The organism is Mariniblastus fucicola, from assembly GCF_008087665.1.
Lineage (GTDB): Bacteria > Planctomycetota > Planctomycetia > Pirellulales > Pirellulaceae > Mariniblastus > Mariniblastus fucicola.
Genome location: NZ_CP042912.1, coordinates 3,948,591 through 3,967,167, shown reverse-complemented (window position 1 = coordinate 3,967,167; position 18,577 = coordinate 3,948,591). Strand labels below are relative to the sequence as shown.

Sequence of the window (18,577 nt, the reverse complement as noted above, 5' to 3'; positions counted from 1 at the left end):
GGGCATCGATGTGCGAAACAACGTCAAAGAGACATTGTCGCCATTTGAAGCAATCCCTGAAAAATAGACGCGATTAAAAATCGTCTTTCATCAGCATCGTTTCTTCGATCTCCAACAACTCATCGATCCAGACGCGAATGTCCTGATCGTACTCAGTCGCCAGGTCAGCCTTGATCAGTTGGCGATGGAAAGCCGAAGCGCCATCTTCGAAATGGTCCGCAGCTTCCGCACTTTGGAATCGAGCATCCGGATCCGGATCAGTCAGTCCGCGGCAAAGTCCCATCAGCAAATCGTTGTCAGCGATTTCAGCTGGCAGCCGTTCCTGCAAGTTTTCCCACAGGTTTTCTTTGGCGGAGATCAGTTCGTCCAGATTTTTGCAATCCGAGAACAGGTTCCGCCCGGCGATCAATTCCAGCAATACATAGCCTACACTGGCCAAATCGGACAACGGCGTGCAATCGCCTCCGGTCAGCACTTCGGCCGACGCATAGGTTGGCGTGCACGTTCTTCGGTTCATCGGATTGTTAACCTCAAAGGCAGAACCCATGTCAATCATTTTTACATGACCGCTGCGTTTGAGCATGATATTTGCCGGTTTCACATCGCCATGCACGATTCCCTGCCGGTGCATCGCTGCGAGTCCTTCCAGACATTCGCGAACAATCGCAACGGCCACACCCGGTCGGAACCTTGGTTGATCTTCTCCTACCGTGATCAGCACATCGTTGATGTAGTCCCAGCGTTTTTTGCTGAACCTTTCCTGAACGATGCCAAACATTTTTGGCGTCATCAAACGGCGCAAGTCGTACCCTTCAACCCACTCCATGACCATCATGCGAATTCGATCGCGATCCAGAAAGTTGTAGACTTGCAGCAGGTTCTCGTGCTGGATTCTGGCGACACGAGAAGCGACCCTCGCCATCCGCAACATGTCGCCGTCGTACTCGGCTGGCCCCGGATAGCGTTCAGGGGAAAATACCTTGATTGCGACAGGCAAAGTGAAGTCGTCGGCGCCGCGACGCTGAGTCAGGTAGACAACGCCCTGCCCTCCACGGCCTAGCTCTTTAATCATTCGAAGATGAGTCGTCCAGCTATGTCGTTTGGTCTCCAGCAGGTCGTCGTACAATCGAATCAGTTCGGCGCATTGAGGAACCGGCGGCTCTTGCGTGTGCGTTACCGTGGCGGCGAGATCGACGAGCTCGCCGGTCTGAATAAAAAGGTCTTGGTCTTCGGTTGTCATAGGAGTCGCGATCCGTCGCGTCTTGGTGGTGGGTGTGGCTACTATATTATTTCCTCGGAGCCGAAACGGTCCATAGCGGTTCGGTTTCAAGCAGTGATTGCATTAAAAAACGGCTCCAAACGGAGCCGTTTCAGTATTCGCTCGGCCTGCTGGAGGCCGAAATTTCGCCCGACTGCCTGGACAGTCGTGTCAGGTCAGCTGATCTAGTCGTTTTTGACTTCAAATTCAGCGTCGATCGCATCGTCCTCGGCATCCGCAGGAGCCGATTCATCAGCAGGAGTCTGTGAACCCGCGTCCGCTCCCTGGGCTGCTCCAGAGTCGTCATACATTGCTTTGCTCAACGCGTGAGACGCCTGTTCGAGTTCCTTGACGGCACTCTTGATCGCATCAACATCGTCTTCCTTGGCCGCTTCGCGAACTTTCGCAATCGCAGTCGTCAAAGGAGCTTTGTCGTCATCCGAAAGCTTGTCTTCGTGCTCAGACATCATCTTTTCCATCTGGTAGCACATTGACTCGCCTTCGTTCCGTGCCGTCACCAATTCGAATTGCTTACGGTCCTCATCAGCGTTCGCTTCAGCGTCCGACTTCATCTTCGAAATCTCTTCCTCAGAAAGTCCAGACGACTGCTTGATCTCGACATTGGCTTCGGTCCCCGTTGCCAGATCCTTGGCCGAAACATTCAGGATACCGTTCTGGTCGATGTCGAATTTGACTTCGATCTGAGGCACGCCTCGCGGAGCCGGTGGCAGCCCGGTCAGGTCGAACTTGTCCAGCAAACGGTTGTTGTTCGCCATCTTCCGTTCGCCCTGGTAAACCTGGATGGTTACCGCAGTCTGATTGTCCGCAGCAGTACTGAAGACCTGCTTCTTCTCAGTTGGAATCGTCGTGTTACGCTCAACCAAAGCCGTCATCACGCCGCCTTCGGTTTCGATACCGAGAGTCAGCGGAGTCACGTCGAGCAGAAGAACGTCTTTGCGATCGCCAGCCAAAACTGATCCCTGAATCGCAGCACCAACGGCGACGACTTCGTCAGGATTCACGCCTTTGTGCGGATCCTTGCCGAAAACGCTTTTCACCATAGCCTGAACTTTGGGGACGCGTGTCGAACCACCGACCAGAACGACCTCATCGATGTCGCTCGCAGAAAGCTTGGCATCCTTGAGTGCTCGCTCGAGTGGAATTTTACAACGCTCAACCAGGCCATCGATCAGCTCTTCGAACTTTGCGCGTGTGATATCCATCTGCAAGTGCTTCGGTCCGCTCGCATCCGCTGTGATGAACGGCAGGTTAATCGAAGTCTGCTGAGCCGTCGAAAGTTCTTTCTTGGCATTCTCGCAGCCTTCCTGCAAACGCTGCAGAGCCATCGTGTCAGATCGCAGATCCACACCTGTGTCTTTTTTGAACTCGTCAGCGACATGGTTGATCAGGACTTCGTCAAAGTCATCACCGCCGAGGTGCGTGTCGCCGCTGGTGCTGATAACTTCGAAGACTTTCATGCCGTCGTCGTCGTTAAGCTCCAACACGGAAACGTCGAACGTACCGCCACCAAGGTCAAAGACAACGATCTTTTGCTCGCTGTCAGACTTGTCCAATCCGTAAGCAATCGCTGCCGCAGTTGGCTCGTTGATGATACGGGCAACTTCCAGACCGGCGATTTCGCCAGCGTCCTTGGTTGCCTGACGTTGAGCGTCGTTGAAGTAAGCCGGGACGGTCACAACGGCTTTATTGACCTTGTGCCCAAGGTAAGACTCGGCAGCTTCCTTGAGTTTACGAAGCGTCTTGGCCGAAATCTCCTGCGGCGTGTACTCTTGCCCGTCGATTTCAATTTTGACGTACTCGTCAGCGCCACCGGTGACTTTGTAAGGCACCATTTTCTCTTCGCTGCCGACTTCGTTGTGACGACGGCCCATGAAACGCTTCACCGAATAAACGGTGCGGTGCGGATTGGTAACACGTTGGTTACGAGCCGGTGCACCGACGAGTGTTTCACCGCTGTCCGAGAACGCGATAACGCTTGGGGTCGTTCGGGCGCCTTCCTGGTTGGCGATGACGGTCGGCTCGTTACCTTCCATCACGGCGACAACCGAGTTTGTGGTGCCGAGGTCGATTCCGATGATTTTTTCACCTTGAGCCATGAGTGCTCTCCTGCAAATTTTCCTGTTAAATATATTTCGCCAGCTTGTGGCGTTGTGAGGTTGGGTCTCTTGCCCAAACGCCCACTGGCAGGCATCTCGGCAACCCCACCACTGAAAGCAAACCCTGTGCCGAAGCCATGAATTTCCTTTCAAGCCACTTTTCGGGGTATTCCTTGCCCTTTTCCCCGGACTTTCCCGAGCGGTGTCAATTTGGCAGAGTGCGTTTCGGCTCTGGCGTGAATCCAGATTTCGCAAAACTTCAATTTTCCGGGAATCCAAACGCTCCAATGGGTACTTCATTGGAAACGAACAAATTCTGCGAGCCAGATGCCAGATAGTCCCGATCCCCGAAAGCTCTTTGAAGCCTGCGTCGAATCCTGTTCGGAGTCGATGTATCGGGTTGCCTGGCGTTTGACCGGTGACGGAAACGCTGCGGAGGAGTTGGTTCAGGAAACGTTTTCGCAGGCTTGGCAGAAGATCGATTCGTTGAGAGACGCGACGAAGATGCGGAGCTGGATGTTTGCGATCTTGAGAAACCAGAACCTCAAGGCCGTGCGGCAAAAGAAAGTTTTGGCGACCGGCGGCATTGAAACCGTGGCGGATCGCCATAGCGTCGAGACATCGAAACCGGATTGTGTCGACATCGTTCAGCGTGCCCTTGAGCAACTCGATGAAGACCAGCGGCTTCCGATTCTGTTGGTTTCGATGGAAGGCCTTTCGGCAGAAGAAGCTGCAGAAATTTTGAACGTCCCGCGAGGCACGGTGCTTTCCCGAATGCATCGTGGCAGGAAACGAATGAAAGAAATTATTGAGAGAGAGTTTCCAAACCAGAACAAAACATCATGACGCTTAATGACGAACAACTTGACGAAATGCTTCGCGACGTCAGCGTGCCTGACGATTTGCAGGCGAAGTTACTGCAGATTCCATCGGAAGCTTCGGATCAACCGGTTGTGGAGAGAGCGTCGCGTTCGTACTCCACTTTGCTTGGCACTTTGGCAGTGATTGCCGCTACGGTGTTGCTGTTTGTCTACTTTGCTCCATCCAATGTGGCGAAGAGCAATTCTGATGTTCGTGACGCGGAAGCCGTTGCATTGTTACTCGCCGATTTGCAGCGAAACCTGGACTCGATGGACGAGATCCTGAAGGCTCAAGAAATCGCAACTCAACAGAATTATTCGCTCAGTATTGAACCAGTGTTTGAGCCTGATGAAACAGTGGCTCTTGCAAAAAGCATGTCGTGGCAATCTGCGCTCGATAAAGGTGCAAGTTTCGATTCGGTCAAAAAAGAACTCGAAAGTATTGTCGCTTTTTATCCAGATACGCGAGGGGCACAAAAGGCTCGCGACTTGTTGCAACTCAACTTATAGAACTTGCTTGGAGATAAAATGAAAAATCGAATCTGTGCGTTGCTTTTCTATGGCCTTCTGATTGTCTTCGCGGGTGAAGGGGTCATTAAGGCTCAGTCACCTGGAGAGGCAAGTAGGGTCGAAGTTCCACGTGGTTCGGAGGCGAATAGCCGGATTGAAATGCTTCGCAAGACTTCTGCCGAATTGGCCACGAGAATCGAGAATCTGCATGATGCAAGGAAGAATCGACTTGCTGAATTTCGCGAGAAGGCAATTTCGGACATCTCGTTCGAAGACGTGTTTCGAATGTTGCATGTTCAGAAGGTGGAATTGGCGATTGAGCTCGAGGGACTTAATGCACGTTTGGAACTGTTGGAACGCAAAATCAGTTCTTCCGGCTTGGAGAATGAGTCGGCCTTGGAAATGCAGCGTGATCTACTTAAGCGATACGTCGCAAACCAAAGCGAACGACTTGAGCTTACCATGCGACTTGTGAAAAAGGGGGCAGCGAGTCAAGCAGATCAGCATCAGGCTGAGCAGTTGCTTGCTGAGGCGCAGCTGCGATTGGGAGAGTTCGAAGTCAAGTCGGAACAGGCCTCCCCTGCTTTGGCTCATGCAATGTTTGAGGTCTCACTTGAGATTGCTGAAAAGAAGGCGAAGCAATCGATGGTTGAAAAAATGCTCAAGAAATACATCGATTCACGGGAGGATTTCAATGAACTCAGGAAATTTGACGGAGAGATTGAAGATGCGATGGAATTGCGCAGGAAATTGAGTCGCGAGCTGGTTTCACCCCAATCAGTGGACACAGATTTTTGAATTCCCGAAATAGAAGGATTGCACTATGAGAATTGGAACGATCGTCACTGCTTTAATTGTACTTTGCGCGTTGTCTTCCGAATCAGTCTATGGCCAAGCGGGTGTGTCTTCGATGACATCCAGCGCTCTGCGTTCAGGAATGATCTTGAAGCACGACGAGATTCGTGTTGAAGAGCTCGTGAACTATCACCGCCATCAAATTGCCTTGCCCGCGTGGGACAAGCGAATCGGACTTGATGTTCGCTCCGGAAAAATGAACGATGGAAAGCATGCTTTTCAAATCGGACTGGCGACGCATCGTGACATCGTGGAAGAGTTTCGTATTCCGCTAAATCTGGTTCTGGTGATTGATCGAAGCGGATCGATGAGCGGCAATCGGATCGCGAAAGTGAAAACGGCGCTCGTGGCCTTGATGAACAAGCTCTCGCCAAAGGATCTCGTTTCGATTGTGACCTACAGTGACGACGCGAAAACCTGTTTGGAAGGAACTCGAGTCCTCGATCTTGAAACGATTAAATCGGCCATCACCCGTATCCAAACTGGCGGCAGCACGAACCTCAACACAGGCCTGATGCTGGGCTACAAGGTCGCAGAGGATAACTTTGACAGCGAGCGTGCCAATCGAGTCATCCTGTTGACCGATGGGATTGCCAATCGCGGCGTCACCGATGAGGCTCAGATCGCGCGCGAATCCAAAAAATACAACGACAGGGAAATTGGGCTCTCGACGATTGGGCTGGGCTCGAATTTCAACCAGAGCTTGCTCCGTGAGCTGGCCGACGCAGGCCGCGGGGCGATTCATTTCGTCGCCGATGTGGACGACATTCAAAAGGTTTTTGTCGATGAGTTCGATAGCCTGCTCAGCCCGGCAGCGATGGATGTGACGTTGACGATCCGCTTTCCCGAAGTCGGAAAACTGCCCAAAATCTTTGGCTACCAACCGGAAAAATTGGCCAACGGATACCGTGTGCCGCTTGAAAATATGAGCTATGGCGCGACTCAGGTCGTGGTCGGAAAGTTTGGATCGCGGAAGCCGACCAAAATCGATGTCGAGCTTACGTACTTTAATAGTTGCACAAAAAAGCGAGTCCGTTTCGAGCAGTCGATCCAACTCAAAGCCGGCGAATCGGATCGTGTTTTGAAGAAGAACTATGCAATTGCCAAAGTCGCCAACTCGGTTAAACAGTCGGCGAAACTTGTGGAGTCATCGAAGCATCAAAAAGCCTACGCTCGTCTTTCCGAGTCCATGTTTTTTGCCCGGATGAGTTTCGAGCCTGATTCCGACCCGGACGTCGATCGAATTTGCGACATCGCACAACAGCAGATCTGCGGTGTGCTGAGACTGGCAGTTGCGGACAAATAGAAGTCTGTCGCTCAGCTGTCGATCAGCTGCCGCGGCGAAATCGCATAGCCAAAGGCCTCAGGACTGATCCGCTTCCAACTTCCTCAAATTTCGCCGCATGATTTTGTTCGAAGCCGTGCGAGGAAGTTTGTCCAGAACGCGAACCCGCGCGATACGAATCAACGGGTTCAGATTCTGGCGGATCGCAAGATTGATTTCTTTCAGCTTCGATTCGGATTCGAGAGACGAGTCGCCCACCAGAAACGCGACCAATTGGTCAGGCCCGGTGCCTTGATCGGAAACGGCGATCACGGCCGACTCCTGGATACCAGAAACGCCATTGATGATCGATTCGATCTCTGCTGATCCGACTTTGATGCCACCGGGATTCATTGTGTCGTCTGTTCGTCCGCATGCGCGAAAGTATCCGCCAGGAAGCTGCTGCAAACGATCGCCATGACGTCGCAGCGGAAGTTCGTGATCGGGGACTCCGGCGTAGTAAGTCTCAAAGTGATCGCGGTTGAGCAGCTTTCGCGAAAGACCGATCGAAGGCGGAACCAGGAACAGTTCACCTTCCTTTGTTGGCTGACCTTCTTCGTCGAGCAACACGAACCGATTGCCGACCGCGACAGTAGAAAATGTGCCGGGAACGTTAGGTTGGATCACGGTGCTGCTGATATATCCGCCGCCGATTTCCGTGCCTCCGCAGTATTCAATGATCGGTTTGAAGCCCGCCAAGGCCGACAAATAGGTCATGTCAACTGCGTTGGAGGCTTCTCCGGTTGAGCTAAAACAACGGATCGCGGACCAGTCGAAAGCTTCCATGCACTTCGTGTTTTTCCAGTGTCGAACCAGAGCCGGAACCACGCCCAGCATCGTCGTCTTCGCGTCCTGCACAAACTTTCCGAACGCTTCGCCCGTTGGCGCGTCCTCAAACAGGCCGATCGTCGCGCCGTTGATCAGCGTTGCGAAAATCAACCATGGTCCCATCATCCATCCCAGATTCGTCGGCCAGACAACGACGTCACCTGTTCGTATGTCCTGGTGAAAACGCCCATCAGCAGCACACTTGATCGGCGTCGTTTGGTCCCAGGGAATGGCTTTCGGATCGCCCGTCGTGCCGGACGAGAAAAGCACATTGATGACGTCGTCCGGAGCACCAATATGCGGCGATTCAAGCGGCGCAACATCCGGCCAGGGGTAGCGATCAGAGAACAGCCGAACGAGTTGACCTTCGGATTCGCAAATCTGCTTGGCCGCGGTGACGTTTTCACCCAGAGCAATCGTCTTGCCGGCTCGCTGGTAACTTTCACAGTAGAAAACGCCTTTGGCTTGGCTGATTCGAATCCGCTTCGCGATTTCTGATGGCGCAAAAGAATCCGCAATCGACACCGCGGCACAGCCTGCGTACAGGATGGCCAAATAAGTCACCACCGACGTTGAATCCATCGGCATCACGATCGCCAGACGATCTCCCGGTTCGAATCCTGCGTCCCGAAGATGCGCTGCGACCAGTTGGACTTGAGCGTAAAGCTCGCCATAAGTCATCGACTCAATCTGCCCGTCCGCACCGCCGAATCGCAGCGCGGTTGCAGAATCGTCTGCCTGAAAACAGGACTCGACGATATTCAAACGGGCCTTTGGCAGCCAGGTCGGATCTCGCGGATCATCGAACTCCAGAATCGACACCGGCGGCTCACGAAAGGCGACGTTCAGCGTTTCAATCGCGGCTTTCCAGAACTCCGAAGGCGAATTCTGCCACCAGGTTTTTAGCGATTGAAAATCGGAATGATTGGTTTGAATCAGGAAATCCGTCAGGTTGCTGGCGGCGATAGCCTGGTCTGTGGGAAACCAGATCGGAGCCGGACCATCATGCTCCGCGTCCCACTCGGCAAACGTCGCTGCGTGCAGCGCAATACGCTCGGCAACGGAGAGTTGTCGAAGTTGCTTCCAATCAGAAACGCTGCGCCATTTTTCGATGATGGCCCGTTTGCTCATTCCGGCACCGGGGGACGTTCAAGCTCGAATCGATCTGTCGTTCTGGAGTATGCTTTGCCGCCGAGACGCCCGACGGTATCGAGTTTGGCGGGATCGACGACGCCGTCTTCGATGATCGAATCGTCCACGTGCAACATCACAATTTCACCAATGACTACGTTGGCTCCCGCGGGACCCGATGCCAATTCAAGGTGCTTGAGCAGTCGGCATTCGAACTGAGCCAGCGACGACGCGACCCGCAGTGGGGCAACTTTCTCTGACGACAACGTCTCAATGTCCAGAGCTTCAAATTCGCTGACTTCCGATCCGTAATCAGCCGAAGTTTTGTTCATCAGTTCGGCATCGGAGAACGACACGACGTTAACCACGAACTCTTTGGTATCGAGCACGTTGAGCAACGAGTCCTTCTGGCTTCCGTCGCGACGGTTGACGGGACAGAACAGCACTGAAGGCGGATTTGCACCAATTCCGTTGAAGAAACTGTAGGGCGCGAGGTTTGTGACTCCATCTTTGGAGACGCTCGACACCCACGCGATTGGCCGCGGCGTAATTAACTGCACCATCAGCGTGTAGATGTCGCGGATGCCCATGTCGGTTGGATCAAATTGCATTTCGGTTTTCGGTTTTCGGTTTTCGGTTTTCGGTTTTCGGTTTTAATATCCCGAAATCACTCGTCGATCCAGCTTAACGGATACTGCGGGTCGTCCATTTCCATCGCTTCTTTCGTGATGGTCAAGGGATGGTCGGTGTCGAACATGACTGCCATCTCTTCAGTCCGATCGTGCGACTCGCTGCCGACGATTGTGCCAGGGTGAGGCCCGTGCGGAATGCCGCCGGGATGGAACGAGAACGAACAGGCTTCGACGCCTTTGCGAGATCCGAACTGGCCATCGACATAGAACAGAACTTCATCAGCCTGCGTGTTAGAGTGCGCGTAAGGCACTTTGACAGCTTCCGGATGATGATCGAGGTACCGCGGTGCAAACGTGCAAATCACAAATCCGTCGCACTCAAAAGTCTGCTGGTACGGCGGCGGCAAATGAACCGTTCCGGTCAGCGGTTCGAAATCCCACGCGTTAAAGGTGAACGGATACAGGTAGCCATCCCAGCCCACCACGTCCAGCGGATGGTTTGCCATCTCGACTTTCGTCAGCCGATGACGCTCCTTGACGATAATCGTCGTGGTCTCGTTTTTGTCGACCGGATTTAATTCTGTTGGGCCGTGCAGGTCGCGTTCATAGTACGGTGCACCCAACATCATTTGACCGTCAACGTTGAGGTACTGCTGCGGCACGCGACACGGGCTGTTGCTTTCGAGAATCAAATAGTCTTCTTTCTCGATATCGTCGGCGACCATTTGAAACGTCGTCGTTCGAGGAATGACGATGTAGTCGCCTCGGCGATATGGCAACGTCCCGTAAGTTGTTTCGACTTTCCCGCTTCCTTGCTGAACGAAAATGATTTCGTCCGCCGCAGCGTTGCGAAACAGCATTGATTGTTGTTCAGCCGGACGACAGCGATACGCCACGAGATCATCATTGAACATCATCGGTACGCGACCGTCGATGAAGTCTCCACCGCGAGGCATATTTGCACTCATGAAGTGATGGACTCGCAGCGGTAAATCTTCTGCGGCTTCGAGTTCGACATTTCTCAGCAACGAAGTTCCCACGACGCGAGTCGGAGGACGCAGGTGATAGGTGATCGAGTAGACGCGATCGAAACCTTCGGTCGTCAAAACATGTTCGTAGTAAATGCCTTCGTCGAGGTGACTGTTTCCGCTGCGTCGATGTTTGATGTGGCGTTTGGGCGGGACGGATCCCATCGTGCGATAGAAAGGCATTTCGTGTCCTGATCAAATGATGGTGTTCTTGAGAGTGCCGAGTTCTTCGATTGTCAGCTCAATGACGTCGCCGGGTTTCAGCCAGCCTCCTGTATTTTCCGGCCCCAGTTCCAGGATGCAACCCGTCCCCACGGTTCCGCTGCCGAGAAGTTCACCTTCGACCAGCGTGACATCGCGTGAAGCGTGAGCCACGATTTGCGGCCAGGTAAAGTACATCGTTTTGGCGTTGCCCTGACTGAGCACTTTGCCATTAACCGTGGCGGTCATCGAAAGGTCAATGCGACCTTCGCTGTCGATGCGATCGCGAAGATCGGACAGCGGTATCAGTTTCGGGCCAACGGCCGTCGCGAAGTCTTTCCCTTTTGACGGTCCAAGCCCTACAGCCATTTCCTGGCGTTGCAGATCACGTGCGCTGAAATCATTAATGATCGTGAACCCGGCGATGTGTTCCCACGCGTTCTCCGGAGCAATGTTGCGTCCCGTTTTGCCGATCACGATTCCAAGTTCCAATTCGTAGTCCAGTTCTTCGCAGCCTTGCGGCGCGGTGATGCTGGCGCCGTCACCGACGATCGATTGAGCGTTGGAAAAGTAGAACACGGGTTGGTCGTACCACTGCGGAATCATGTCCAGGCCACGTTTGGCTCGGCAAGTCTTCACATGTTGCTCAAAGGCGTAGAAGTCGCGGAACGATACGATCGTGAGGTCGCCTTTCTGCGGCGGATTGGAGTCGGATAGAAAGTGCAGCATAGGCTTTGCGGAGGTTAATTACTGTGAAACGAATGGTCACGTCATGACCGTCTAATCGGCCGAGACTTGATCGCCGTAATCGCCGCGAGCCATTTCTTCGGCTTCGATGGATTCGAACAGAGCTTTAAAGTTGCCCTCGCCAAACCCATCATCGCCCTTGCGTTGGATGAACTCAAAGAAGATCGGACCGATCACGGTCTTTGAGAAAATCTGCAGCAGAATCTTCGTCTCGCCGCCGTCCACAACGCCTTCTCCGTCGATCAGGATGCCGTGCTTCTGCATTCGATCGATTGGCTCATTGTGACCAACCACGCGGTCATGCGACATCTTATAGTACGCTTCCGGCGGACCGGGCATGAAGCGAACGCCTCGTTCGGAAATTGCGTCTACCGAATCGTAAATGTCGTGAGCCCCCACAGCGATGTGTTGAATTCCCTCACCATTGTACTTTTTCAGGTAGTTCACGATCTGACCCGTTTCGCCTCGGTCTTCGTTGATAGGAATTCGGATACGACCGCAAGCAGACGTCAGAGCACGGCTAAACAGACCCGTGTGCTTGCCTTGAATGTCGAAAAATCGAATCTCGCGAAAGTTAAACAGGTCGCCGTAAAACTTGAACCACTTGTCCATATTGCCTTTGAAGACGTTGTGAGTCAGATGGTCCAGATAGTGAAATCCGACTCCGGTAGGATGTGCGTCAGTGATCCATTCGAATTCGGTGTTGTACGGACTGGTGTCGAAGTACTGATCGATGAAGTAAATCAGTGATCCGCCGATTCCAACGATGGCGGGAACGTCCAGAGCCTTGCCCGAACCCTGGTACGGCTGAGCCCCTTTTGCAACGGCGTGCTTGAAAGCATGTTCCGCATCGACGACTCGCCAACCCATCGACGGCGCACAGGGACCGTGCACATCGATGAACTCGGCCGCGTGCGTTCCGGGTTCGGCGTTGATCAGGTAAGAGATGTCGCCTTGCTGCCAAAGCTCTATCGCTTTCGATTTGTGCGAAGCAACATGAACATAGCCCATCGCGGAGAATAAATCTCGCAACACTTGAGGCTCCGGGTGCGCAAATTCGACGAACTCGAATCCGTCAGTTCCGGCAGGGTTTTGCTCGCTGATCGTCGCCCGCGGGGCGGTATGTGGAAAGGGTCCCAAAGCAGTCTCCCGTTAACATCGTGAGGGTGAAACAGTGCGGATACGTCTGCTGTCGTTTTGGCAATTCGTTCATGAATTTTAGCGATGCTTGACCGATTGGGCAATCGTTGCGATGATCAATGTGCAGTTTGTCCGGTTAGTGGAGGTGGTTTTAGGCATGCCTGAACAATTTGACTATCAAATCGACGAGTTAGATGCTTCTTTGTTAGGCGAGCTTCAGCATGACGCGCGGATCGGCGTATTGGAATTGTCGCGTCGGTTGGGCGTAGCTCGCGGAACGGTGCAAGCCAGGCTCGATCGGATGGTGGAAGCGGGAGTGATTCGAAACTTTGCCGCCAACCTGAGCCTTGATGCACTTGGCTATCACGTGAAGGCTTACGTGACGGTCGAGGTGAAGGAAGGCCAGATCGAGAGCGTGGTCCAGCCGCTGGCGAAGATCGATGAAGTCGTCGAAGTGCATTCCGTCGCCGCTCAGGGAGATTTGTTGTGCCTCATCGCGGCGCGTTCGAATCAACACCTGATGGACGTGTTGGAGAAAGTGCTGACGATCCCTGACATCGCAAGAACCTCAACGGCGATCGTGCTGAAGACGCAAATTGAAAATCGGTGTCATCAACTGTTGGCATCCAAAGAAGTTTAACAGTAAATTGCACCGAAAAAAGTTTTTTGCCCCTCGAAGCGGTTGGTTGTCTCTAGGCCGCACCAAGTCCCATCATTCTTCGCCAGGCACTCATTTGGCCAAGGTGCAACATGTTGTGGCCGCAAGCGTAGAAGTTGTGGACGGAACCCAGCGTAGGGAATCTTTCAGTAAATCCTCCACCAAGCGGATTCGGTTGCTGAAAAGTCTCATCATCTGACGCCAGTACAACGTCGAGTGCCTCGTTCCAGATCTTGAAAAAGTACGCGGTCACAGTCTTCATGTCCGGCAGTGTTCCGTCGATATCGTCCCGGCAAACGCAGCCTTTCGCGAAATTTTCTTCGAATCCTGGCGGCAAGTCGTCAACCGGTTTGCCGAGATCTTTCAAGATCCGATGCCCGTAAATGCTGAGATGCCCGTAGATGAATGCCGGATGGTTTGAGTCGATGGGGTTTCCGTTGACTCCTGTCGCAAAGCGGCCAAACGTTTCCGGAGTCACGTCCTTGAGGAGATTTTCCGCGTATCCCAACACAAGGCGGAGTGAGTCGGCAATGGTGATCCCGGTAATGTTGGGCATCAATTTGGCTTTCGAGGACATCGCTGCAAAAGCCTCATCATAGCCGTGGCCAGCTTAAACGGCGATTGGACTACCGGACAGAAATGAACAGGCCAAATTCCGTCTCAAGTTCGTCGAAAACTTCTGTCGGACCGCAAAGGACAACTTCCGAATTGTCGTCCAGCAATTTGACTGTGGGATAGCCCTGCACGACCACAAAGCACTCGTCTAACCCTTCGCTGCGCAGGATTGCATTCAAGGGCGGGATCAGGCTTGCGGAATAATCGCTGACGGGAAACGAAAACGTTTTGTCACGCCAGATAAACGAACAGGTTGTCTCGGAAGAATGCTTGTTCAGCCCGATACGCAAGGCAGACGGTTGAAACTTTCCGTCGGTCAAATCTGCCAGCTTCCAAAAATCGTTGACGATCGAACGCTTGCCGTTGATCGACGTCTCGCGGTTCAGCATTGAAAACACACCGCAAATTTTCTCGTAGCTGGAAAACAGATAACGACTGCCGACCAGTTTTCCGTTGCAGCAACTGTCAAGTTCGCCGTTCTCAATAATCTGTTGCCGAAGCAATTCAAGGTACTCGTCAGGATCGAGATCCATCGCAAAGTCATGACGATGAAACAGCTTGAACAGATCCGATGTTGACTTGTTGTTGCGAATGGTCGTGTATTCGCACTGCACCACAGGAATCGCAATCCTCGAAAGTAGTCTCAGGCTTTCGTAGCCGGGAGGATCGTCACTGATCAGATCAATGGCAAGCAAATCTTTGTGTAAACCAGGGCTGTTAGCGAGTTTGTCTGCCGAACGAGGCGCGGGCCAAATCCGATTCGTTAGCGAATTCGTGATCCTGCGGTTCTGTGTGCCGCTGTAGGCTGCCGCCAGAATCTCTGCACTCACAAAATCAAATCGATCCGGCTTTCTGTGGTTCAACTGATCGGTGACCGCAACAAAATTCGCTTTCGATTCCGCCCATGAATCCACTCGCTGTCGATACCACCTTAGAAACTCATGCGAAAACAGTACGCCGTTTTCAATCGCAAACAGTCCAGCGTCAATCGCTGCTTTGGTTGGCAGTTGTCTGAGCAGCATATCATAGGATTCAATCGCAGAGATCTTTAGTTCCGCTTCCGATTTTCGGCACAGTCGATTTAGACAGCGTTGAATCGATTCAGACATGCGTCGCCGATCATCGATCTGAAACTGAGCTTGATCAACGCAATAATCCAGCAACCAGCGGTCACAATATCGACGACTGTACTCCGAAATCAGGCGATCAAAGACCTGTGGCTTTTTCGCCGCCGTTCTGCCGCCGACCTGTTCCAGGAAATCGACCAACAGATCTCTGGCATCCGAATCGGAAAGGCCGACGATTGCATCGCCAAGTACATCGATCGCCGCCGGCGAAGGGGAATCCAGATCGCCAGGTGTTTCGTTGACTGCGACCCGGAATGCGTCATCGAGTGCAGACGCCACGGCAGGGGTCAGCTTCAACGATCGGCGATCGGACGTTTCATGCTGAGACATCATGGAGTCATGCCAGGCATACCATGCAGCCACGATCGACAGTAACTCTACAGAGTGAGATGTGTTCTGCAATTCGAGTTCGGAAACCGCCCAGCGAAAGCCGCGATCGTCATCGAGGTACTGCAGCCAGCGGGCGGCGCGTTGTTTTACCTCCGGCTGACGAGTCTGCGTAAACGTATCATCCAGGAAATCCTGAACGGCTTTTGGCCGGCACCTTGCGACGAACGTAATCAGCAAATCCAGATGGACACTGGTTTGGTTTTCCAAAACATACTCTTCAACGTCACGGGCCATCAGCTGGCAGAATCCGTCCCAAACTTTCAGATGCCGTTGAACGCTGGAACGACCCTCGCTGACATAAACGTCAAAAGTTCTGCTCCCTCGACGGACATGGAGTGTATGATCGTCGGACGATTCGGTCGCTCGCAGGCTGCTGCCAAGCACGGTTGCCGAGACAAGTCCGAAAGCAAATCCAGCTACGAAAATGAAGCCGAGCTTTTGCAATTTGCTTCTCAACCGAAAGATCTCGTCAACGGGCACGAGACGAAATCCTGTATTCATCTGCAAGCACCCGCCGCGCCATGAAGCTGGAGCCAGTAAACCGAGTCGCGTCCAGAAGGTTCAGAATCAGCCTTGTGAATTTGATGGTGTTGATTGCTCTGATCGCAGTTTGCTTGTGGTATCTCACGCAATACAACCGACGTCGTTGCGTGGCTGTGATCGACAAATATCGGTTCGTCGAACGAACCTCCGAGAACGTTCTGCAGATTCAGTTTCATTTCACCGAGCCGGCTGATATGGCCGGTCAACCTTGGGACTTCGTGGTTACACAAGCGCCCGCCAACTACTTTCCCAAGACAATAGAATCAGGGACGCGAGTGACGTTTCACTACCAGGCAGAAGCAACATGGTTCTCCAAAAAGGAAAACGCATACAGGAAGTTCTGGAAGACTTTGATGTATAACGAAGCCAAGGTGTCTTCGGATATCAGCGAAAAACTCTATTCTCAAATTCTTCAGGATTCTGCCGGTGACCGTTAGATTGACCGGAAAAACCGGTGATTTTCTAAAGCTCGCAGTTTCCGCTGCAGGACGAGGCGATTTGAAGGCAGTGAAGTCCGTGCTGGAGCAGCGTCCGCATTGGCACAAACACGTTGGCTCACACGGACGGACGATGCTCTGGGAGGCGGCTCATCGAGGTAAGCTGGAAGTCGTGAAATTTTTGGCCGATCGAGCGGCGGATATCAACGCTTGCGGCACCCACTACACGCCTTATTTCGTCGAAGTGAGTGCTCTGTGCATCTCGGTCCACAAAAAACATCACGCAGTCGCGGAATTTCTCAGGAGCTCCGGCGCCAAGTCAAATATCCACATGGCGGCGTTCCTTGGCGACCTGAACTCACTCAAAAAGTTTCTCTCCCGAAGTCCCAAACGACTCAATTTGGGCCATCCTCAACATAAAATGGCAGGCAAGGACGAAGACGGGCTGGAGTTCGTGTCGCGGGCCGCTCCCTGGGCAACGCCGCTTTGCTATGCTTTGCGAGGAGGCGACATTGAGACCGTGAAATTTTTGATTGAAGCTGGAGCGACGATCGATGGCTTTGATGAGCAAATGTTTATCGCCGCTGATGACAACTTTGAGATGGTTAAAGCGTTGCTCGAGAACGGCGCCGATAAAAAGTTTGCTCCACGAGTCTGCCCTGACGGCAGCGAACTCTACAAACTGGTCGCGTCGTACGGTGTGCGAATGAGCAAGGCGGAACTCAATGAGGAGCTTGTTTATCTTTGTCGCGGAGATCGAGGTGGAGATCCGGAAACCGTGCGGCAAATGTTGCAGCACGGAGCTGACGTCAATTTTCAGGACAGCAAAGGCAAAACGGCGCTGCATCGCGCGGCCAAAGCGGGGTTCGTTGAAACGACATCAATCCTGCTGGAAAACGGTGCGTCGGTTTACGTTCGCGACCGTGATCAGGAGACGCCGCTCTTCGATGCAGCACGCTCAACGATCAAAAAGACGGTTCAGCAGCTTGCGGTGATCGATATGCTTCTACAAGCCGGAGCGGACGTGGAGACGAAGAACCGCAAAGACCAGCTGCCCGCTTCGGTCGCCAGGAAGCCGGAAGTGAGAAAACGATTGAATGCTCGAAAGGCACCATAGATGAATTCTTATTGGCTATCTCTTGTTGTTGCAGTGATTCTGCTGGTGACGTCCGATGTGACCGCATCGGCGCAAACGGATATTGCACCCGCGGGCGTCTCGCTTGCCGACGGCGTTGCGTTGGTGGATGTCGACAGCTACGAGGGCTGTTACGAACTCCGAAACGAGACAGCACGCGTCGTATTGGGGCATCATCGCGGTGGACGCATTCTGGTTTACGAACGGGACGGGAAAAATGTGCTTTATCTGAAAGACGAATCAAACTGGGATCCGAACGCGAAGGGAATTGAGAAGCATTTGTCGGCCGGGCGATTCGATGTTGGGCCCGAGCAGTTGCAGGTTCGTGGTGCAGAACTTTGGGAAGGCGTATGGAAGCCGGAAGTCATCGGATCTCGCACCGTCAAACTGAGCAGTGAAGTCGATGCAGCTTCAGGCTTGCAGGTCGAGCGTGTTTTTCGGCTCGACGAAACGACTTCTCGTCTGACAATCACCCAGACCGTTACCAATCGAGGCACGCGGCCCGTGCGTCAGTGTTTTTGGAGCCGCACTTTTGCTAACCACGGCGGCGTCGTCATCGTGCCCTGCGATTCAAATCGCAGCCTGATGCCGAACCTTTACTGCATGTGCCCCAACGGCAAAACGATTAATTTTCGCCCCGAAGATCCCGCAATCCGCCGCGTCGATGATTTCCTCGTGATCGACGGACCACCGGAACATGCAAAACTGGGAATGGATTCAGTTCGCGGCTGGGTCGCGTATCAAACGCGTCAGAACCAATTGTTCGTCAAACGCTTTCCGGTGTCGAATCTGGCCGAGTATGGAGAACTGGCCGGCTACAACCTTTCGATTTGGTATCCGCAGAAAGCTTTTGTCCCCGCCTGTGAGGTGGAGCCGATTGGTCCGATGAAGAAGCTGCAGCCCAATGAGAGCGATTCGTTTACGGTCGACTGGTGGTTGCTGCCGCGGGCGTTTCCCGAAGATGGCAAAGTGGATCCGGCGCAGGTCGAAGCAGTCGTTGAGCGGGACTGTGTCGTTGACTGAGTTTGCACAGAATCGCGT

The 18,577-nt window shown here is 53.1% G+C and carries 17 protein-coding genes; 8 read left to right on the top strand and 9 right to left on the bottom strand.

What is annotated here, in order from left to right; genetic code table 11:
• Nucleotides 1–73: 73 nt before the first annotated feature.
• Nucleotides 74–1,240 carry a serine/threonine-protein kinase gene (locus tag MFFC18_RS14510; protein ID WP_075083294.1) on the bottom strand — a complete coding sequence of 389 codons (1,167 nt, stop codon included), beginning with the start codon at nt 1,238–1,240 and terminating at the stop codon, nt 74–76.
• Between the two features lie 203 nt (nt 1,241–1,443).
• A complete protein-coding gene (gene dnaK / locus MFFC18_RS14505) occupies nt 1,444–3,375 on the bottom strand; it encodes a molecular chaperone DnaK (RefSeq protein ID WP_075083293.1) in 1,932 nt (643 codons plus the stop codon).
• 327 nt (nt 3,376–3,702) lie between these two features.
• Here dnaK and MFFC18_RS14500 point away from each other — a divergent pair, with 327 nt between their 5' ends.
• From MFFC18_RS14500 to MFFC18_RS14485, 4 genes are all read left to right on the top strand, one after another.
• Nucleotides 3,703–4,221: an RNA polymerase sigma factor gene (locus MFFC18_RS14500; protein WP_075083292.1), complete on the top strand. Its 519-nt coding sequence runs from the start codon at nt 3,703–3,705 to the stop codon at nt 4,219–4,221.
• Nucleotides 4,218–4,745 (top strand): hypothetical protein, encoded by a 528-nt coding sequence (locus MFFC18_RS14495; protein WP_075083291.1) that lies wholly within the window; start codon nt 4,218–4,220, stop codon nt 4,743–4,745. The genes MFFC18_RS14500 and MFFC18_RS14495 overlap by 4 nt, the downstream gene beginning before the upstream one ends.
• A gap of 18 nt (nt 4,746–4,763) precedes the next feature.
• Nucleotides 4,764–5,543, top strand: coding sequence for a hypothetical protein (locus MFFC18_RS14490; RefSeq protein WP_075083290.1), 780 nt, complete (start codon nt 4,764–4,766; stop codon nt 5,541–5,543).
• A gap of 145 nt (nt 5,544–5,688) precedes the next feature.
• Nucleotides 5,689–6,906: a vWA domain-containing protein gene (locus MFFC18_RS14485; protein WP_168211097.1), complete on the top strand. Its 1,218-nt coding sequence runs from the start codon at nt 5,689–5,691 to the stop codon at nt 6,904–6,906.
• Nucleotides 6,907–6,963: 57 nt separating this feature from the next.
• Here the strand turns inward: MFFC18_RS14485 and MFFC18_RS14480 are convergent, their stop codons facing one another.
• Genes MFFC18_RS14480 through hppD form a run of 5 tightly spaced genes read right to left on the bottom strand, consistent with a single transcriptional unit; the run spans nt 6,964 to nt 12,631 of the window.
• Entirely contained in the window at nt 6,964–8,883 is a 1,920-nt protein-coding gene (locus MFFC18_RS14480; RefSeq protein WP_084416939.1) for an AMP-binding protein, read from the bottom strand.
• A complete protein-coding gene (locus MFFC18_RS14475) occupies nt 8,880–9,494 on the bottom strand; it encodes a flavin reductase family protein (protein WP_075083288.1) in 615 nt (204 codons plus the stop codon). Before MFFC18_RS14475 ends, MFFC18_RS14480 begins: the two co-directional genes overlap by 4 nt.
• 56 nt (nt 9,495–9,550) lie before the next feature.
• A complete protein-coding gene (locus tag MFFC18_RS14470) occupies nt 9,551–10,726 on the bottom strand; it encodes a homogentisate 1,2-dioxygenase (protein ID WP_075083287.1) in 1,176 nt (391 codons plus the stop codon).
• Nucleotides 10,727–10,738: 12 nt separating this feature from the next.
• The gene (locus MFFC18_RS14465; RefSeq protein ID WP_075083286.1) at nt 10,739–11,473 is read right to left on the bottom strand and encodes a fumarylacetoacetate hydrolase family protein; all 735 of its coding nucleotides are present in this window, start codon (nt 11,471–11,473) and stop codon (nt 10,739–10,741) included.
• 51 nt (nt 11,474–11,524) lie between these two features.
• Entirely contained in the window at nt 11,525–12,631 is a 1,107-nt protein-coding gene (gene hppD, locus MFFC18_RS14460) for a 4-hydroxyphenylpyruvate dioxygenase (RefSeq protein WP_075083285.1), read from the bottom strand.
• Between the two features lie 157 nt (nt 12,632–12,788).
• Between hppD and MFFC18_RS14455 the strand changes: the two genes are divergently transcribed.
• On the top strand, nt 12,789–13,271 hold the full coding sequence (locus MFFC18_RS14455) for an Lrp/AsnC family transcriptional regulator (protein WP_075083409.1): 483 nt from the start codon (nt 12,789–12,791) through the stop codon (nt 13,269–13,271).
• Between the two features lie 52 nt (nt 13,272–13,323).
• Here the strand turns inward: MFFC18_RS14455 and MFFC18_RS14450 are convergent, their stop codons facing one another.
• Nucleotides 13,324–13,845 (bottom strand): DinB family protein, encoded by a 522-nt coding sequence (locus MFFC18_RS14450; RefSeq protein WP_087149613.1) that lies wholly within the window; start codon nt 13,843–13,845, stop codon nt 13,324–13,326.
• A 70-nt stretch (nt 13,846–13,915) separates the two neighbouring features.
• Nucleotides 13,916–15,655, bottom strand: a complete 1,740-nt coding sequence (locus MFFC18_RS14445) for an RNA-binding protein (RefSeq protein ID WP_210421374.1) — start codon at nt 15,653–15,655, stop codon at nt 13,916–13,918.
• 287 nt (nt 15,656–15,942) lie between these two features.
• Here MFFC18_RS14445 and MFFC18_RS14440 point away from each other — a divergent pair, with 287 nt between their 5' ends.
• From MFFC18_RS14440 to MFFC18_RS14430, 3 genes are read left to right on the top strand one after another with little or no spacing between them, the layout of a single operon-like run.
• Nucleotides 15,943–16,401, top strand: a complete 459-nt coding sequence (locus MFFC18_RS14440) for a hypothetical protein (protein ID WP_075083283.1) — start codon at nt 15,943–15,945, stop codon at nt 16,399–16,401.
• Complete coding sequence (locus MFFC18_RS14435) at nt 16,391–17,518, top strand: ankyrin repeat domain-containing protein (RefSeq protein ID WP_148618883.1); 1,128 nt, start codon at nt 16,391–16,393, stop codon at nt 17,516–17,518. Before MFFC18_RS14440 ends, MFFC18_RS14435 begins: the two co-directional genes overlap by 11 nt.
• Nucleotides 17,519–18,559 carry a hypothetical protein gene (locus MFFC18_RS14430; RefSeq protein WP_075083281.1) on the top strand — a complete coding sequence of 347 codons (1,041 nt, stop codon included), beginning with the start codon at nt 17,519–17,521 and terminating at the stop codon, nt 18,557–18,559. It begins immediately after the preceding gene.
• The last annotated feature ends 18 nt before the right edge of the window (nt 18,560–18,577 follow it).

What these genes read in the sequence shown, in the direction of transcription:
- MFFC18_RS14510 (WP_075083294.1), bottom strand. Translation starts at nt 1,240, where the DNA reads ATGACAACCGAAGACCAAGACCTTTTTATTCAGACCGGCGAGCTCGTC.
- dnaK (WP_075083293.1), bottom strand. Translation starts at nt 3,375, where the DNA reads ATGGCTCAAGGTGAAAAAATCATCGGAATCGACCTCGGCACCACAAAC.
- MFFC18_RS14500 (WP_075083292.1), top strand. Translation starts at nt 3,703, where the DNA reads ATGCCAGATAGTCCCGATCCCCGAAAGCTCTTTGAAGCCTGCGTCGAA.
- MFFC18_RS14495 (WP_075083291.1), top strand. Translation starts at nt 4,218, where the DNA reads ATGACGCTTAATGACGAACAACTTGACGAAATGCTTCGCGACGTCAGC.
- MFFC18_RS14490 (WP_075083290.1), top strand. Translation starts at nt 4,764, where the DNA reads ATGAAAAATCGAATCTGTGCGTTGCTTTTCTATGGCCTTCTGATTGTC.
- MFFC18_RS14480 (WP_084416939.1), bottom strand. Translation starts at nt 8,883, where the DNA reads ATGAGCAAACGGGCCATCATCGAAAAATGGCGCAGCGTTTCTGATTGG.
- MFFC18_RS14475 (WP_075083288.1), bottom strand. Translation starts at nt 9,494, where the DNA reads ATGCAATTTGATCCAACCGACATGGGCATCCGCGACATCTACACGCTG.
- MFFC18_RS14470 (WP_075083287.1), bottom strand. Translation starts at nt 10,726, where the DNA reads ATGCCTTTCTATCGCACGATGGGATCCGTCCCGCCCAAACGCCACATC.
- MFFC18_RS14465 (WP_075083286.1), bottom strand. Translation starts at nt 11,473, where the DNA reads ATGCTGCACTTTCTATCCGACTCCAATCCGCCGCAGAAAGGCGACCTC.
- MFFC18_RS14455 (WP_075083409.1), top strand. Translation starts at nt 12,789, where the DNA reads ATGCCTGAACAATTTGACTATCAAATCGACGAGTTAGATGCTTCTTTG.
- MFFC18_RS14450 (WP_087149613.1), bottom strand. Translation starts at nt 13,845, where the DNA reads ATGCCCAACATTACCGGGATCACCATTGCCGACTCACTCCGCCTTGTG.
- MFFC18_RS14445 (WP_210421374.1), bottom strand. Translation starts at nt 15,655, where the DNA reads ATGGCCCGTGACGTTGAAGAGTATGTTTTGGAAAACCAAACCAGTGTC.
- MFFC18_RS14440 (WP_075083283.1), top strand. Translation starts at nt 15,943, where the DNA reads ATGAAGCTGGAGCCAGTAAACCGAGTCGCGTCCAGAAGGTTCAGAATC.
- MFFC18_RS14430 (WP_075083281.1), top strand. Translation starts at nt 17,519, where the DNA reads ATGAATTCTTATTGGCTATCTCTTGTTGTTGCAGTGATTCTGCTGGTG.